This window comes from Candidatus Nanosynbacter featherlites (genome assembly GCF_005697565.1).
GTDB lineage: Bacteria > Patescibacteriota > Saccharimonadia > Saccharimonadales > Saccharimonadaceae > Nanosynbacter > Nanosynbacter featherlites.
Map to the genome: position 1 here is coordinate 76,566 of NZ_CP040004.1, position 15,904 is coordinate 92,469.

Consider the following 15,904-nt stretch of genomic DNA (forward strand, 5'->3'; position numbering starts at 1 on the left):
CTTATCGTGCGGTTCTGTATTCTCCAAGCAGTGTGACTTTGTGGCCAGTTGAGGTGATTTTGTTGATGGCGCGACGTAATGACGGGCCGGCAGCATCAACGGTCATGAAGAATTTATAGTTCCAGGGTTGGCCGATGATAGGCTGGGATTGGAGGCTGGTGAGGTTGATTGACTGCTTGGCAAAGGTGCGGAGTATCTCAAGGAGGCTGCCTGGTTGATGGGCGGTGGTGACAACAAGGGTCGCTCGATCGGCGTCAGTCACTGTCGTTGTCTGGTCAAGGATGAGGAAGCGAGTGATGTTGTCCTGACCGTCTTGGATGTGGCGTTTGAGAATGGGCATATTGTATAGCTGGGCGGCAGTTTCACCCGCGATGGCTGCTAGGTGTGGTGAACTCTGTTGTTTGATGAATTCGACAGCGCCAGCGGTATCAAAATATTCAATTTGTGCGGCTTGCGGTAGGTGCTCTTGGAGAAAATGCTGGCATTGTGATAAGGCAACAGGATGTGAATAGACAGCGGTGATGTCTTCAAGTTTTGTGCCTGGATTAGTGATAAGGGTTTGTTGAATGGTAAGCGTCACTTCACCGACGATGGGAGCGCCACACGATTCGATGTGGCGGTATGTTTCGTTTATGGTGCCGTAAATGGTATTTTCTACCGCCACGACAATGGCGTCAGCCTGGCCGTGAGCATAGGCTTGAAAGACATCGCCAAAGGTCACGCACGGAACAATGGTAGCGTCAGGTCCGTACCATTGTTTTGCTGCTTGTTCGTGGAATGATCCAGCTTGTCCTTGAATAGCGATACGCATGAATTCTATTGTAGCACGGTCTGGTGGGCCTACCGCTGGACTTTTACATCAGATTACCGTATAATACGAGGGAATAATAACCTAAGGTTATGTGAGATAGCATAACTATCCGTGAAGGATTCCGAAGGAGGAAACATGAACGAATACGAACTGACCGTTCTTATTCATCCAGATTTGGAAGCAAATTTGGACGCGGCGCTGGACAAGGTTCGAGCGTTGATCAAAGACAATGGTGGTGAAATCACCAAAGAAGATAACTGGGGTAAGAAAAAACTGGCTTACCAAATTCGCCGCGAAGATTTCGCAGTGTATGTGTACTTTGAGGCAACATTGCCATCAGACGCACCACGCAAGATTTCAAGCACATTGAACATCACTGACGAAGTACTGCGCTACTTATTGGTAAAGACTGATGAAAAGACTCGTCAGGCATTGGCAGAGCAGCGCGAGCGATCTGAGAAGATGGCTGCTGAAGCCGCTGAAGCTGACGCATAATTATCGCAACCGATATCGATAATAAACCTATAACAAGGAGGGTAACACTATGGCACGAAGTATCAATCAAGTCATTTTGATGGGAAGATTGACCCGTGATCCCGAGCAGCGCACGACAACGTCAGGAAGGACGGTGGTGAGCTTTTCTATCGCGGTGGATCGCCAAACACAAGATGATCAAGCTGATTTCTTTGATGTAACTGCATGGGAAAAGCTCGGTGAGTTGGTTATGCAGTACCTATCAAAAGGCCGACGCGTATTGGTACAAGGACGCCTTCGCCAAGACAGCTGGGAAGACAAAGAAACTGGCAAGCGACGTTCACGAATTGAAGTGGTTGCCTCTGACGTGACCTTCCTGGATGGGCCAAGTGGTGACACCGGTGGCTCAACGGCAAATATATCAACGAAAGAAGAAGTAGTGACGGAAATTGACGATAAGCCAATTGATTTATCAGAAATTCCGTTCTAACAAGGAGTAGAAAATGGCTAAACGACAAAAAAAGGATACACCAAGTGTATTTGACTACCGAGACGTAAAGACGTTGCAACGATACACCAACGTGTACGGTCAAATTGAATCAATTGCAAAAACTGGTTTGACTGAGAAACAGCAGCGAAGCCTGGCGGTTGCTATCAAACGTGCCCGCCACTTGGCATTGTTGCCATTCGTGACACATGGCTAATTTGGAACATTTTTCGGCGCACCAAAGGATGTGGCGCGCCGGCCAACAGTTCTAAAGATGAAATAAAGGAGCAAGGATGTACCAGCCAACAGATTTAAAAAAAGGAACGATTTGCCAAATAGACGGTAAGCCATATCGCGTGGTTGAATACGGCCAGAAGGTAATGGGCCGCGGCGGATCAATTGTTAATGTGAAGTTAAAAAACTTGATTGATGGCAGTGTTATCCCAAAGACCTTCAAGGGGCAAGAGAAGATTGAGTCAGCTGAAGTGACCAATAAAACTGTTCAATATCTGTACCGCGATGGCGAGACGTTCTATTTTATGGACCCTGAAAACTTTGAACAATTTGAATTAGGCGCAGCAATCGTCGACTCAGCGGCTGACTTTTTGAAGGAAGGTGACTCATTGAGCCTGCAGTTTTTTGATGGGCGAGTCATTAACGTAGAACTACCAAAGAATTTGTATCTGGAAGTGACTTATACTGAAGATGTTGTGAAGGGTGACACGACTTCGAGCGTGTTGAAAGATGCGACATTGGAAACTGGATTAGTGATCAAGGTGCCAGCATTTATCAAACAGGGGGATATTGTTAATGTCGACACAACGACTGGTGAGTATAGGGAAAGAAAAAAGTAGAGAACTGAGGAGGTGTCTCACGCTACGACTGAAGATTATACGTCTTCGAGTGCGCCGTTTTTGTAAAAGATGTCATCAAGACTCATCGCTGAGATGGGTCTTTTATGGTTGTGCAAGTTTTTGTGTGCTTTGTCTGTTGTCTGTGGTTGTTCAATTGGGCTTTCCGGGCGATCGTTTGACCAGCAGGGCGCACATGATGGGACGAAGTGTTAGCTGGTGGACACGTACTGATATTGAAAAACTAGCGAAGGATAGTACTCCGCAGACACAGCTGCAATTTGTGACAAGAAATGGTAAGCAAGCAGCCTCCGTAGACAATTTTGGTGGCACAGTGTGTAGTCATTGCGTTGCCGACAAGGCGTTGGACTATCCATGGTGGCAGCGATTGATACCGTTTAGTCTATGGTGGCGTTCAGTTGAGGTCAAAAATGCTGAAGTAAAATTTGATGAAAGTGCGTTGGAGGCGAAGATGGCTGAATATGGTGATACCTTAACCTTGCCGCCAGAAAATGCACGAGTAGAGATTCAGAATGGCAAGGTGGTGGTTATGGCTGAAAAATCTGGTCGTGAATTGCAAAGTGCTGAGGCGCGTCAGGCGATAGCTTCGACCCAGTATTCTTTGGGTGACAAGACCGAGGTACAAATGAAGGGTAAATGTTTGTCTGCTAAAGTGACGGAAAAACAGCTGCAAGAGCTACGTTCTCGTGTTGAAAAGATTTTGCAGCGAAATATCACCTTGGAATTTGAAGGCAAGGCGGTCAAGATAGACAAATCAACTATAGCAAAGCTCTTGTCATTCATTGAGGATGGCCATAATGTTCCGAAAATAGCACTAAACCAGGCAAAGTTAACGGAATTTTTGGAACAGTCATTTGGCAAGGTAGTTAATAAACCAGCTGGAAAAACCGTTATTCATATGCATGACGGCACGGAGACAAAGCGTGAGAATGGGGCGCCAGGTCGAGGCATCGATGTTGCGCAAATGACGACAAAAGTACAAGAGGTGCTGCTTGGTACAGAGGAAAAAGATAGTAAAATTGCCTTGCTTGCTAAACAGTTGCCGCCACAGCCAGTATATAAAGAAACTTTCTCCCATTCGGCACTGGGACTGCAGGCTTATGTCAATTCATTGGCGCGTGATCATGACATTCGTCTGACAGTCAGCCAAGTGTCTGGCGAAAACTGGAGTGCTCAGGTGCGCGGCGGTGAGCCTAGTGTGTCGGCCAGCACTTACAAATTATATATAGCTATGGTTTTGATGGATAAAATTGACAACAACCAGTTGACCATGAATGATAAAATTGGTGGTGTGCCGGTGCAAGAATGTATAACGCGGATGATCGTGAACTCGGATAATGCGTGTCCAGAGGCAACTATAGCACAATATACCGCTAGCGGTATCACTGAATATTTGCGTGAGGGCAAAGGTTTTAAGGAGACGTCATTTAGGGGTTCCTACGTGATGACATCGACTAATGATTTGGCGAATATTTTGAAAGGAATTGATGACGGGACTTTAGTCAGGGGTGGTCATCGTGATTTCCTATTGGGATTGATGCAGCGACAGGTATATCGCCAGGGTATACCGGCCGGCAGTAGCGGCACGGTGCAAGACAAGGTTGGTTTTCTGGAAGGCTACTTGAATGATGCAGCCATTGTTACTCATCCAAAGGGTAAATATGTCATGTCGATCATCACTAAGGGGCAGTCGTGGGGCAAGATAGCTGAGATAACTCGTAAGCTTGAGGATATTATGTATGGCGGCTAAGGGGCGGCTTGATAAGGAACTGGTTGCTCGAGGCCTGGTTGCTAGTAGATCGCAAGCTGAAAATTATATTCGCCTCGGTGATGTTCTGGTTGATGGAAAGGTGGTGCAAAAGCCAGGCTATATGGTGGGCGAGCAGTCCTTGATTACACTGTCGCCACGTGAACGATATGTCAGTCGTGCGGGATTGAAATTAGCGAGTGTTGCTTCAGTTTTGGGCGTTAGGTTTACTGACCGAATCGTGCTGGATGTTGGCAGTAGTACTGGCGGGTTTACTGATTATGCGCTGAAACATGGTGCCAAAAAAGTATATGCGGTTGATGTTGGGACGGATCAATTACATCCAGATTTGCGACGTGACTCAAGGATAGAATTGCACGAAAAAACTGATATTCGGGATTTTGTGCCAGACGAATCGCCAGATATTGTGCTGATCGATGTATCGTTCATCAGTTTACGGCAAATTTTACCGCATCTTGCGAGCATTTGCAAGGATACGACGCTGATTGTGGCCATGGTCAAGCCGCAGTTTGAAGCCGCGCGTCAGCAGTTGGGTAACAGTGGTGTCATCAAAAATGATACAATTCGGCGGCAGATTTTGCGTGATTTTGAGACTTGGTCGGCAAAGTTGTTTGTGACAGTGGACAAAGCTGATAGCGCCGTGGCTGGAGCTCGCGGTAATCGTGAGCGATTTTATGCACTAAAAGTGATCAAGTCGGCTAGACGTTAAATCTAAACTCAACGACATCATCAGGTTGCATGACATAGGTTTTGCCTTCAGTTCGTATTTTGCCGGCAGCGCGGGCAGCCGCTTCAGAGCCGGCGCTAACGAGGTCGTGATAGTCGACTACTTGAGCAGCAATGAAGCCTCTTTCAAAGTCGGTGTGAATGACACCAGCAGCTTGTGGTGCTGTCCATCCTTTGTGGATGGTCCAGGCGCGAACTTCCTTGGGTCCAGCAGTTAAGTAACTTTGAAGGCCAAGGGTATCGTAGGCGGCATGGATCAATTGCATGAGTCCGGTTTCCGTGACGCCGTAACTTTCCAACAGCTCGGCAGCTTCTGTGGGTGATAGTCCTTTCAGTTCTTCTTCCAGTTTGGCGCTTAAAAACAAAGCCTTAGCAGGTGCCACCAGAGAAGTCAGCTCTGATTGCAGGGCAGTATCTGTTAACCCTGACTCATCGACATTGAATGCATAAATAACTGGTTTGGCAGTCAGTAGGTGGAGATCTTGGATCAATTCTGTGTTCAGATCAGCTATTGAAGACAGTGGCGTACCAGATTGTAATTGTTCCAGCAGAGTTTGCAAGTAGGCGACTTCCTCGCGAGCTGCTGGCCGAGCCTTGGCTTCTTTTTGTAGCCTCGGCAAGCGATTTTCTATGGTTTGAATATCTGCCAGAATCAACTCGGTATTGATAATCTCAATGTCAGCCTTGGGATTTACCGGTGCTTCGTCATGTCGTAAAATAGCAGTATTTTCAAAAGCTCGAACTACATGAACAATTGCGTCGCATTGTCGTATATTTGCCAAAAACTTATTACCCAAACCTTCACCCTTGGAAGCGCCTGCTACCAACCCAGCAATATCCACAAATGTCACCGTGGCTGGCAGAATTTTCTCTGAGCCGTATAGTTTTGCTAGAACCTCCAATCGTTCGTCTGGCACGGGAACAATTCCCGTGTTCGGCTCAATCGTTGCAAAGGGGTAATTTGCTGCTAAAATATCGTTGTTCGTTAATGCATTAAACGTGGTTGACTTGCCAACATTAGGGAGCCCCACGATACCGATAGATAAACCCATAACGTTATTATACCATCACTGACAGTTGCAAGGATAGCGTAGCTGTATTAGAATAAGCAGTATGAAGAAAGTGATTATATGGGGCATTATATCAGTAGTGGTCGTGGTGGCTATTGTCGTCGCTGGCATAAAAAGCGGGTTTGTTTACCTCGGTTTTAAGCAGCCACAACAAGTGGTGAAAACACCGTATGTGATATGTGGCAAAGATATGATTGACCGGTATAACAAGATTCGTCAAGACACTGACTTGTCGATTGATGAGGGGGCAAAGAAAAAGCACAGCGAAGACATGAAACAATTTGTTGACGACGTGAAGACAAAGAAGGATTACGACAAAGACCCGACGTGTGCGTTCATGGCCTTGGCGTATCCGTTTTACTACACTCGGGATGCAGCTGCGGCAAAAAGTGGCTATGAAACTCTCGAAAAAGCAGTTAATAGTTCTGGCGTATATGTAGATTACCGAATCAATGATATCATTAACCTGGAAGCCATAAAAAATATTGTGGGCTCACATGATAAGCAGGGTGATCAGAGGCGGGGAGACTAAATGAGTCGGCGGTGGGCGTTTGCTTCATTGGTCTTGGTGGGCGCCATGGCCTCAGCGTTATTCTTGACAAACGATGCCCATGCGGCACGTCCAGCATATAATAATTCAGAGATAGATGCCTGGAACAATTATTTGAGATACGGGGTTTGTGGACAAGGAGCCCTGTGGTTTAATGATAAAGATGGAAACTATGGTCCATCAAATGATTGGGAACGAGGATATTATTCAACTGGTGTCCAGGCTGTCGCTCATGACCAGCAGTATATCACCATTTATCTTCATGGATCGGCGGTAATGGTTGGATGCGAGGGCGATCCCTTTTATGCTACGTTTATTCAGTCACTATCATCAAGATTAACTATTCATGGCACCAATCTTTTCCGTGGACGTGGTGATGCCAGTGGCTGGACGTCAATTGGGGGGTCGTTGCCAGCTACTCTGGATATTAGAAATATTGCCACCCCTGGTGACCCAAATGGACAGGTTGTATACCTGACATTTCGGCGTTGTGGTGACTTCAAAGAGAATGGATCGCTTGATCGATGTCGAGCAGAAACGTTACCGGTCAGGATAATCCGCCAAGCAGCTCCATGGCGTGCAGAGGGAGAGAGTTATATTCGTCGTGAAACAGCAGGGAATAAAAATGTTGATCGGGATTGGCAGAAAGCAACGTTGTTTGCTAAACCAGGTGAGACCATTGGTTTTACTCACCGACTGGCTATGCGTGATGCAAATGCTAACCAGCAAATTCGCCACACCATCAGGGGTCATAACTTGCCACGAAGTCCGCATATCCCTGCATCAGAGGCAGATAGCGTGATTGATTATGGCTGGTCTAGCCCGCCACTGCTAAAAGACACGTTTATTCAGCACTATGGTCCCTATCCTGGTGCAAAGAACCCCTGGAATGTCATGAGATATACTGTTAAAGCAAGTGACGCAGGAAAAAATATCTGTCAACGAATTGAATGGGCACCAGCTAGCTACAAGGGTGGTGTTGCTGGTTCAAACTATGCATGTGCTGTCGTGCCATATGAATACACCTTGAGACCATCAATTGATGTAGCTTCAACAACAATTATGTTAGGACAAAAGAAGGTCTCTGGGGTGCAGGGGTCAATATACAACAGTGGGCCGACACGTTCCAAACCAACCCGCAGCGCAGTTGTGCGGTTTGTGGCAAAGGCGGGCAATACCATTGCTGAATCGGGCGATAATGTAAGAATGTCCATTGAGAATCCGTGTGAATTAGCAGCTCACATTGCCGCAAAACATGGTGTGACAATTTCTGGTGCGTGTAAAGACCTGTATAAAGACGGATCGGATCGAGATTTTCCAGTCAATCAAACTGTGATTCACTCGTCTGACGATGATATTAATGGTCTACCGGTTCAGTCGGGTGATAGGGTCTGTTACGCAACAGTGGTTGCTGCTTACAAACAGGAAGTTGGCAAAGAAACATCATCATACGCGGTAAAATGCGTGGTGGTCAGTAAAAAGCCAAAAGTTCAGTTCTGGGGTGGTGATGTTAGGGCTGGCGTATCATTTGGCGGAGCGACAAGTAAGGGATTGGTGCAGACTAGTATGACAATTCTAGATGATAAACGGTATGGATCATGGGCAGAATATGGCATCCTGTCGCCACAAAACATTATTTCTGCTTCGGGGGCTGGATTGTCTGATGGTGGCCCAGCTGGTGGTCTGGCGCGTGAATATAACGCCTTAACATTCCGTAACACTAAAACGCCATATGGACAATTTGGTCGCCTCACGGGATATAATTACCCAGCCATCAAGGGGACGGACAGTGGTTTGATCAAGATTGGTGACGGACAGTTGTCTGGCAACGCCGAGTATCGTGCAGCGCAAGTGGAGATTACTGGTGGTACGGTGAAGACTGGTGCGTACGTCACGGTGTATGGGCGAACAGTACGGATTACCGGCGATATTACCTATGCAAACGGGCCGCTATCAAGTGTTGGGTCTATTCCACAACTCATCATTCGAGCAGATCACATCATCATAGAACCAAATGTGCAGCGTGTCGATGCCTGGTTGCTGGCCAACAAGACTGTCAGTACCTGTGCTGAAGCCAAGAATGGCAAGGGTTGGCCAGAGACGGATTTGTTGGCAAGTGGAGCCTGTGATAAACAGCAGCTTCGCGTCAACGGACCAATTGTCACCGGGTCACTCTACCTGCGACGAACTCATGGTTCTGATCAGACTGATTTTGGTAAACCAGCAGAGATTTTGAACTTGCGACCAGACGCATATTTAGCAAATTATGGCCGTTCACGTGATTCGGGTGCCATTCAGACCATGTATTCCCGTGAACTGCCGCCACGTTTTTAACGTTTTGTTTTACAAATACAAAAAGCTTATGTATAATGAAAGGTGATATGAAATTCTCAAAAGGGTTGGGCGACTTCTTCGGACTAGACATCGGTACAAACGCGGTGCGGGTTGTTCAGTTGGGCCGCAGTGGTTCAGGCTGGAACTTGATGCATTATGGTTATGCACCAGTTGATAGCAAAATATCAAGCAGTGATTCACCAGAGGCGAAGCGCCGTTTGGGTGAAGTTATCATGACTGCCGTTGGGCAAAGTGGCATTAAAACCTCAAATGTTGCCATCGGGTTGCCTTCGAGTAAAACCTTCAGCACTATCATCGATGTGCCAAAAGTTTCCGACCAAGAGCTGCGCGCAACCATGAAATATCAGGTGGAACAATATATTCCAATGTCGATTGACGATGCAAAGGTTGACTGGGCGTTGCTCGGTGACAGCTTGCGAACGCAAAACCAGTATGAGGTGTTATTGACCAGTACAGCTAAATCATATGCCGAAAGCAAATTGGAATTTGTGGAAGGCTTAGGCTTTAATGTTATCGCTGAGGAGCCAGACCCAATAGCCATGGTCCGCTCGTTGACGCCATCTGATAACCAAGATGTGAAACTTATCCTTGACATGGGAGAAATCTCTACTGACTTAGCTGTGGTATATGGCACAACACCTCGATTGGTGCGCACTGTGCCAACAGGCCTGCAATCATTAGTGCGATCAGCGGTGCAGAACCTTAGTGTACAAGAAGACCAGGCGAGGCAGTTTATTTTGAAGTTTGGTCTGGCGCCAGATCGATTGGACGGTCAGGTGCTTCGAGCCATTGATATGGTGTTGGATAACTTTGCTTCAGAAATTGTCAAATCGATCACTTTTTTCCAAACTCGTTACACAAGCTTGCAAGTTTCTGGCATATTATTGTCTGGATTCGGAGCAGCTATTCCGCAAATGGATCAATATATTTCCTCAAAGGCCGGCATTAACGCCGTTACGGCCAATCCGTGGCAACGTGTTTCAATGTCACAGAATGATCAGCAGCAATTGGCTCCAGTGGCTTCCGAATTTGCAACAGTCGTTGGTTTGGCACAAAGGAGTAATCTAGGATGATTGAAATTAACCTGATCCCAGATGTTAAGCGCGAATTACTACGTATTCGCATGATGCGCAATGCGGTCATATCAATGTCGATATTGGTAGGTATCGTATCCATCGCTATTGTTGTATTCTGTGCGGTTGTTTTGGGCGGTCAATTAGCGTTTGAGCTAAAACAAGACAGTGACATCAAAAACAAATATGGCGAACTGTCACAAATTAGTGATTTGGATAAGACCGTAACGCTGCAGCAGCAGTTAGGGCAGATTGATCGATTACACAGTGATAAAAAAATTAATTCACGACTATTGTCACTGATCAGTGCCATCAATCCACCGGCGCCAAATAATGTGCAAATATCAATGGCGCGCCTCAACCCAGAAGAAAAGACAATTACCCTGGAAGGTTCAGCCGTTAATGGCTTTGCGGCACTGGAAGTTCTAAAGAAGACATTGACCAGCACCAAGGTGAAAAAGGGTAATGCCGAGGGTGACGGTGTGTCGCTAGCAAGTGATATGAAAGCCGGTGAAACAACGTTTGGCGAGAATGCCGAAGGTAAGAAGGTCTTGCGCTTTGCTTTCACTTTCACCTATCCTGATGATTTATTCGCGCATTCAAAAGAAGCGATTTCAATCATTACGCCTACCAGCAAGACAAACGTAACAGATTCACGCTTAGGTGTTCCAGAGAGCCTCTTTAGTCGTAGTGAATCAACTGAACAGAAGAAGGAGAATCAATAATGCCCTCAGGTGAGCAAGATGTGGCAATTCGCAAACGCCAACAGATAGATTCTTCAAAAAAGACAATGTTCTTTTTTGTGGCGGGCGCTGCTTTTTTGGCGGGTGTTGCACTGGTGGTGTCAATATTCCTGATACAGCAGATTATTTTCCATTCTAAAGTCATTGCTACAAAGAATGGTACTGTGAGTACACTACACAGCAATATCTCTAATGCCAAAGAGTTAAAAGATAACATCAGGGTATTAGAGACAAATGATGCCCTCAAATCAGTGAAATCCAGTGACGAAAGTAGCCCGTTGCAGACCATTTTGGACGCACTACCAGCTGAGCCAAATGCCGATGCCTTGGGTGCCGCTTTGCAACAAAAGTTCATTGGGGCAGTGCCAGGGCTGACACTAGAGAGTTTGACTGTGGACGCAGCATCTGCCAATGAAGGGGAGTCTACCTCAGAGTCGGCACATAAATTTAACCTTTCGGTTAGTGGCGCGCCTGATAAGCTGAAAGAATTGATGGAGCGTTTTGAAAAATCAATTCGTGTCATTGAAATCACCGCCATGGAGATTCAAGCAGGTGACGGCAAGGTGGTTCTTAATATACAAGGTAAGGTTCCGTATAATCCAGCACAGACAATTACACTTGAAAATAAGGTGGTAAAACCATGAAAAAAACAGATATAGCAATGATTATTTTGGTGGCAAGTTTGGGCGTGATCGTCGCGTATGTGGTGGCTTCTAACCTGTCATTCCTGAAGTTGCCAGACAATGGTGTGAAAGTGCAAACTATTCGCAAGATCTCATCAGACGTAACGCAACCGAGTAAAGATATTTTTAACGATAAAGCGATCAACCCTACCGTTGAAGTGATTGTTGGTGGCGAAAACGGATAAGGGGTTAGCAACATGGCGCTGCTAACAGATGAAATACAGGAAAAACTCATCAAGCTTTTGATTGATGAGGGTCTTGTTGAGAAACGGATTTTAGATGATGCGGAAACACGTGCGAAAAAAGAAGATAAGCCACTCTTTTCTTTACTAACCGAAGAGGGCGTGATTGATAATGAGCTATTGACACATGCTGTGGCTCAGGTTTCGGGTGTGCCGTATGTCAATTTGAGTAATAGTTTTATCGATCAAAACATCTTATCTCTGCTGCCTGCCGAAGTGGCAGAACGTTTCATGGCAGTTCCGTTGGCTGAAGTTCAGAACCGCTTGGCAGTGGCTATGATTGATGCCAATAACGTCCAGGCCGTTGACTATTTGGCAAATCGCATTCAGCGTCCGCTGAAGGTATTTATGGCCTCTGAGGATAGCGTCAGGCACGTGCTGGGCCAATACAAGGCCGATTTGTCTACAGTTAGTGATGCTGCTCAGGTGTCACAAGAAGAAGCGGCCATTGAATCAGCAACTGAGATCAAGACTATTGTCCAGGACTCTCCAATTTCGCGTGCGTTAAGCACTATTCTGGAGTATGCGGTGAAAAGTCATGCGTCCGACGTACATATTGAACCGCTCGAGAAGGCTCTGAAGATTCGCTGCCGTGTTGACGGTGTGCTCAGGGAGGTTATGCAGCTGCCAAAAAGCATTGAGCCAGCACTGGTGAGCCGTATAAAGATTTTATCCAGCTTGAAAATTGATGAACATCGCATTCCTCAGGACGGTCAGTTTGCTGTTAACGTAGCTGGCAAGGCGGTCGATTTACGTATAGCAATATCACCAGTGGTTTGGGGCGAGCAGGTGGTGATTCGTCTGCTTGATAAGACAGGAAATTCATTTGACCTGGAAGATATGGGCTACGCGGGTCGAGCTCTGCGTAGTATCCGAAAAGGCATTAAGCGACCAAACGGCATGATCTTGACATCTGGTCCGACAGGTTCTGGTAAATCTACTAGTTTGTATGCTCTGATCAAAGAAATTAAAGATGACTCAGTCAACATCGTCACACTGGAAGACCCGGTGGAATATAAGATGGATGGAGTTAATCAGATTCAAGTCAATACCGAGGTCGGATTGACATTTGCCTCGGGATTACGTTCTATTTTGCGTCAAGACCCAGATGTGGTGATGGTGGGTGAGATTCGTGACGCAGAAACGGCTAATTTGGCGGTCCAGGCGGCATTGACAGGTCACCTGGTGTTTTCAACGCTACACACCAACTCAGCAGCTGGCGTGCTGCCGCGCTTGTTGGACATGGGGATTGAACCATTCCTGATTGCTAGTACAGTGAACACGATTATTGGCCAACGCTTGGTCAGACGAGTTGCACCAAAGCATGACGCCTACCAGTCTTCACCTCTGGAGACACAAACCATTCAGTCGACGATTGGTCATCTACTGCCGCAGTCACGAGAGCAGGTTGTGCCATATGCTCAGGATTTGGGATATAAAGACTTACCGTTGGCTGGCCAGCAATCGTATACACTAGTGAGAGGTAGGGATACTCCTCAATCGCCGCGAGGCTATCTGGGGCGAGCTGGTTTGTATGAAGTGATGGATGTTACCGAAGAGATTCAGAATTTGATCGTCAAGCAGGCAACCTCGGCAGAGATTCAGCGCATGGCGGTCCAGCAGGGGATGATCACGATGCGTCAGGATGGTTATTTGAAAGCTTTGAGTGGTATCACAACACTGGAAGAAGTTAATCGTGTTGCAGCAGACACAGCATAAAAAAGGGGGAATGTATGAACAATCAAGAGCTAAGAATTGAATTATTACTGGAAGATGTGGTTAAGAAGCGCGCATCTGACCTCCATATTCAAGTGGGCTTGCCACCAATGCTGCGTATCGACGGACGTTTGATGCCAGTAGCTGGTACCATGCCACTTGATGAAGCGGCGGTTGAACGTTTGGTGTTCCAGATTTTGGATGAAGATCAGCGCCAGATCTTGTTGAAAGACAAAGAGTTTGACTTCAGTTTTGCGTTTGGTACATTGGGGCGATTCCGTGTGAATGCCTTCCATGAAAGAGGTAATTTAGCAGCTGCGCTGCGTCTGATTCCCAACGAAATCAAATCAGCTACCGAACTTGGTATGCCACCAATCGTCAATAGTTTCGCCGACTTCCCACGAGGCTTGGTGCTGGTGACGGGTCCGACGGGTTCTGGTAAGTCGACAACGTTGGCCTCATTGATTGATAAAATCAACTCAGAAAAGTCACACCATATCATTACTATTGAAGACCCAATTGAGTTTACTCACAAATCCAAGCAATCAGTCGTTGTACAGCGAGAAGTCCACTACGATACCTACTCATTCTCAGCGGCCTTGCGATCCAGCTTGCGTCAGGACCCAGACGTGGTGCTGATTGGTGAGATGCGTGACTTGGAAACTATTTCAGCGGCTATCACCATTGCTGAAACTGGACACTTGGTGTTTGCAACCCTTCACACCAACTCCGCTGCCCAGTCGATTGACCGTATGATTGACGTGTTCCCGCCACACCAGCAGCCACAAATTCGAGCACAGCTCAGTAATATCTTGATGGCTATCTGTTCACAGCGCTTGGTGCCAGCCATCGGAGGCGGTCGTGTAGTAGCAGCAGAAATCCTCATCGCCAACCCAGCGGTGCGCAACATCATCCGTGAAGGTAAGTCTCACCAGTTGGATGCTGTTATCCAAACCGGTGCCGAGCAGGGTATGCAGACTATGGACCGAACTCTGGCAAATCTCGTACAAAATGGTACGATTACCTATGATAGCGCACGTGAATTTGCAGTTGATTTGACGGAACTAGAAAGGTTATTGCGAGGATAATATATGAAAAAATACGCCTACGAAGCCAGGGATAGTGCCAGTAATAAAATAGTCAAATCAGTGGTTCAGGCTGAGAGTGAACATGCAGCCGCGCGTCTATTGACTGACCAGGGCTTTGTGCCACTAAAAATTGAGCTTGAGGACGATAAGTCAAATTTTATTGATAGGATATTGGGCCGTATCACATCCAAGGACAAAATATTGTTCACTCGTCAGTTGTCGACGTTGATTGGTGCAGGGTTGCCATTGTCACAAAGTATGCGTACGGTGTTGGAACAAACGTCCAATAAGCGCATGCAGGGTATCGTTCAAGAAGTGATCGCTGATATTGAAGGCGGTAAACAGCTGTCTGACGCCTTTTCAAAACACCCTGAAGTGTTTGATAAGCTATTCATTGCCTTGGTTTCAGCAGGTGAGGCCTCTGGAACGTTGGATGAAGCTTTGAAGCGAGTGGCAAACCAGCAGGAAAAAGATGCTGCAATGCTGCGTAAGGTCAAGGGCGCTTTGACCTACCCATCAATCGTCCTAGTGGTGATCGTCATGGTGGTTGGGTTTATGACGGTTTCGGTCGTACCACAAGTCAAAGGCCTCTATAAAGACGTTGGGCGAGAACTGCCAATTTTGACGCAAGTGATGGTTAGTATCGCTGATTTCTTCATCAATTTCTGGTGGCTATTAGCTATTTTACTGGGATTTGGCATTTACTTCTTTGCCCAGTACTTGCAAACAGAGGCGGGTATTCATATGAAGGACAAATTCAAGCTCAATGTGCCGCTGTTTAAAGGCATGTTCCGTAAGCTCTACATGGCGCGGTTTACTCGAACCGGACAGACGCTATTGTCAACTGGTGTGCCAATGCTTGATATGCTAAAAATCGCTGCAGACGGTGTCAACAACGTTATTGTCAGCGAGGAAATCATGCGCGCTGCTGACAAGGTGAAGGGCGGAAAGGCATTATCTCTGTCGCTAAAAAATGAGGAATATATGCTGGAAATGGTGCCTCATATGATCAAAATTGGAGAGCAATCAGGTAAGGTTGATGAAATGATGGGCAAAACAGCTCAGATTTATGAAAATGAGCTTGATGAGGAAATTAAAGCTATATCCACCGCCATCGAGCCAGTATTGATGGTGTTTTTGGCTATTGTAGCAGCTGGTATGGTGGGAGCCATTTTGTTCCCAATCTATAGTCTGGTTAACCACGTAGGAATCTAGACAACGTGCTAGTTACCGTGTATTATAAGGA

17 protein-coding genes are annotated in these 15,904 nt (G+C 46.5%); 15 read left to right on the forward strand and 2 right to left on the reverse strand.

Features of this window, described 5'->3' with window-relative positions:
* Position 1: 1 nt before the first annotated feature.
* Entirely contained in the window at positions 2 to 811 is an 810-nt protein-coding gene (locus FBF37_RS00365) for a prephenate dehydratase (RefSeq protein ID WP_138078400.1), read from the reverse strand.
* Between the two features lie 135 nt (positions 812 to 946).
* Here FBF37_RS00365 and rpsF point away from each other — a divergent pair, with 135 nt between their 5' ends.
* The 6 genes from rpsF (at position 947) to FBF37_RS00395 (ending at position 5,121) form a co-directional block, all read left to right on the forward strand.
* Positions 947 to 1,306 carry a 30S ribosomal protein S6 gene (gene rpsF, locus FBF37_RS00370; protein WP_138078402.1) on the forward strand — a complete coding sequence of 120 codons (360 nt, stop codon included), beginning with the start codon at positions 947 to 949 and terminating at the stop codon, positions 1,304 to 1,306.
* A gap of 49 nt (positions 1,307 to 1,355) precedes the next feature.
* Positions 1,356 to 1,775 carry a single-stranded DNA-binding protein gene (locus FBF37_RS00375; RefSeq protein ID WP_138078404.1) on the forward strand — a complete coding sequence of 140 codons (420 nt, stop codon included), beginning with the start codon at positions 1,356 to 1,358 and terminating at the stop codon, positions 1,773 to 1,775.
* A 13-nt stretch (positions 1,776 to 1,788) separates the two neighbouring features.
* The gene (gene rpsR, locus FBF37_RS00380) at positions 1,789 to 1,989 is read left to right on the forward strand and encodes a 30S ribosomal protein S18 (RefSeq protein ID WP_138078406.1); all 201 of its coding nucleotides are present in this window, start codon (positions 1,789 to 1,791) and stop codon (positions 1,987 to 1,989) included.
* Between the two features lie 76 nt (positions 1,990 to 2,065).
* A complete protein-coding gene (gene efp, locus FBF37_RS00385) occupies positions 2,066 to 2,626 on the forward strand; it encodes an elongation factor P (protein ID WP_138078408.1) in 561 nt (186 codons plus the stop codon).
* A gap of 193 nt (positions 2,627 to 2,819) precedes the next feature.
* Positions 2,820 to 4,394, forward strand: coding sequence for a serine hydrolase (locus FBF37_RS00390; RefSeq protein ID WP_174843567.1), 1,575 nt, complete (start codon positions 2,820 to 2,822; stop codon positions 4,392 to 4,394).
* Positions 4,384 to 5,121 carry a TlyA family RNA methyltransferase gene (locus FBF37_RS00395; RefSeq protein ID WP_138078412.1) on the forward strand — a complete coding sequence of 246 codons (738 nt, stop codon included), beginning with the start codon at positions 4,384 to 4,386 and terminating at the stop codon, positions 5,119 to 5,121. The genes FBF37_RS00390 and FBF37_RS00395 overlap by 11 nt, the downstream gene beginning before the upstream one ends.
* On the opposite strand, the gene ychF is transcribed toward FBF37_RS00395, so the two are convergent.
* Positions 5,111 to 6,190, reverse strand: a complete 1,080-nt coding sequence (gene ychF / locus FBF37_RS00400; RefSeq protein WP_138078414.1) for a redox-regulated ATPase YchF — start codon at positions 6,188 to 6,190, stop codon at positions 5,111 to 5,113. The two genes, FBF37_RS00395 and ychF, sit on opposite strands and share 11 nt — an antisense overlap.
* A gap of 61 nt (positions 6,191 to 6,251) precedes the next feature.
* Here ychF and FBF37_RS00405 point away from each other — a divergent pair, with 61 nt between their 5' ends.
* From FBF37_RS00405 to FBF37_RS00445, 9 genes are read left to right on the forward strand one after another with little or no spacing between them, the layout of a single operon-like run.
* Complete coding sequence (locus FBF37_RS00405) at positions 6,252 to 6,740, forward strand: hypothetical protein (protein ID WP_138078416.1); 489 nt, start codon at positions 6,252 to 6,254, stop codon at positions 6,738 to 6,740.
* The gene (locus FBF37_RS00410; protein WP_138078418.1) at positions 6,741 to 9,092 is read left to right on the forward strand and encodes a hypothetical protein; all 2,352 of its coding nucleotides are present in this window, start codon (positions 6,741 to 6,743) and stop codon (positions 9,090 to 9,092) included. It abuts the gene before it with no gap.
* Positions 9,093 to 9,139: 47 nt separating this feature from the next.
* Positions 9,140 to 10,186 carry a type IV pilus assembly protein PilM gene (gene pilM, locus FBF37_RS00415; protein ID WP_138078420.1) on the forward strand — a complete coding sequence of 349 codons (1,047 nt, stop codon included), beginning with the start codon at positions 9,140 to 9,142 and terminating at the stop codon, positions 10,184 to 10,186.
* Positions 10,183 to 10,911 (forward strand): PilN domain-containing protein, encoded by a 729-nt coding sequence (locus tag FBF37_RS00420; RefSeq protein WP_138078422.1) that lies wholly within the window; start codon positions 10,183 to 10,185, stop codon positions 10,909 to 10,911. The genes pilM and FBF37_RS00420 overlap by 4 nt, the downstream gene beginning before the upstream one ends.
* The gene (locus tag FBF37_RS00425; protein ID WP_138078424.1) at positions 10,911 to 11,573 is read left to right on the forward strand and encodes a hypothetical protein; all 663 of its coding nucleotides are present in this window, start codon (positions 10,911 to 10,913) and stop codon (positions 11,571 to 11,573) included. The genes FBF37_RS00420 and FBF37_RS00425 overlap by 1 nt, the downstream gene beginning before the upstream one ends.
* Positions 11,570 to 11,797: a hypothetical protein gene (locus tag FBF37_RS00430; RefSeq protein ID WP_138078426.1), complete on the forward strand. Its 228-nt coding sequence runs from the start codon at positions 11,570 to 11,572 to the stop codon at positions 11,795 to 11,797. The genes FBF37_RS00425 and FBF37_RS00430 overlap by 4 nt, the downstream gene beginning before the upstream one ends.
* A 12-nt stretch (positions 11,798 to 11,809) precedes the next feature.
* Entirely contained in the window at positions 11,810 to 13,573 is a 1,764-nt protein-coding gene (locus FBF37_RS00435; RefSeq protein WP_138078427.1) for a GspE/PulE family protein, read from the forward strand.
* A 14-nt stretch (positions 13,574 to 13,587) separates the two neighbouring features.
* A complete protein-coding gene (locus tag FBF37_RS00440) occupies positions 13,588 to 14,658 on the forward strand; it encodes a type IV pilus twitching motility protein PilT (protein WP_138078429.1) in 1,071 nt (356 codons plus the stop codon).
* Positions 14,659 to 14,661: 3 nt separating this feature from the next.
* Complete coding sequence (locus FBF37_RS00445; protein ID WP_138078431.1) at positions 14,662 to 15,873, forward strand: type II secretion system F family protein; 1,212 nt, start codon at positions 14,662 to 14,664, stop codon at positions 15,871 to 15,873.
* The last annotated feature ends 31 nt before the right edge of the window (positions 15,874 to 15,904 follow it).

Coding starts and splice junctions, on each gene's coding strand:
- FBF37_RS00365 (WP_138078400.1), bottom strand. CDS start 811: ATGCGTATCGCTATTCAAGGACAAGCTGGATCATTCCACGAACAAGCA.
- rpsF (WP_138078402.1), top strand. CDS start 947: ATGAACGAATACGAACTGACCGTTCTTATTCATCCAGATTTGGAAGCA.
- FBF37_RS00375 (WP_138078404.1), top strand. CDS start 1,356: ATGGCACGAAGTATCAATCAAGTCATTTTGATGGGAAGATTGACCCGT.
- rpsR (WP_138078406.1), top strand. CDS start 1,789: ATGGCTAAACGACAAAAAAAGGATACACCAAGTGTATTTGACTACCGA.
- efp (WP_138078408.1), top strand. CDS start 2,066: ATGTACCAGCCAACAGATTTAAAAAAAGGAACGATTTGCCAAATAGAC.
- FBF37_RS00390 (WP_174843567.1), top strand. CDS start 2,820: ATGATGGGACGAAGTGTTAGCTGGTGGACACGTACTGATATTGAAAAA.
- FBF37_RS00395 (WP_138078412.1), top strand. CDS start 4,384: ATGGCGGCTAAGGGGCGGCTTGATAAGGAACTGGTTGCTCGAGGCCTG.
- ychF (WP_138078414.1), bottom strand. CDS start 6,190: ATGGGTTTATCTATCGGTATCGTGGGGCTCCCTAATGTTGGCAAGTCA.
- FBF37_RS00405 (WP_138078416.1), top strand. CDS start 6,252: ATGAAGAAAGTGATTATATGGGGCATTATATCAGTAGTGGTCGTGGTG.
- FBF37_RS00410 (WP_138078418.1), top strand. CDS start 6,741: ATGAGTCGGCGGTGGGCGTTTGCTTCATTGGTCTTGGTGGGCGCCATG.
- pilM (WP_138078420.1), top strand. CDS start 9,140: ATGAAATTCTCAAAAGGGTTGGGCGACTTCTTCGGACTAGACATCGGT.
- FBF37_RS00420 (WP_138078422.1), top strand. CDS start 10,183: ATGATTGAAATTAACCTGATCCCAGATGTTAAGCGCGAATTACTACGT.
- FBF37_RS00425 (WP_138078424.1), top strand. CDS start 10,911: ATGCCCTCAGGTGAGCAAGATGTGGCAATTCGCAAACGCCAACAGATA.
- FBF37_RS00430 (WP_138078426.1), top strand. CDS start 11,570: ATGAAAAAAACAGATATAGCAATGATTATTTTGGTGGCAAGTTTGGGC.
- FBF37_RS00435 (WP_138078427.1), top strand. CDS start 11,810: ATGGCGCTGCTAACAGATGAAATACAGGAAAAACTCATCAAGCTTTTG.
- FBF37_RS00440 (WP_138078429.1), top strand. CDS start 13,588: ATGAACAATCAAGAGCTAAGAATTGAATTATTACTGGAAGATGTGGTT.
- FBF37_RS00445 (WP_138078431.1), top strand. CDS start 14,662: ATGAAAAAATACGCCTACGAAGCCAGGGATAGTGCCAGTAATAAAATA.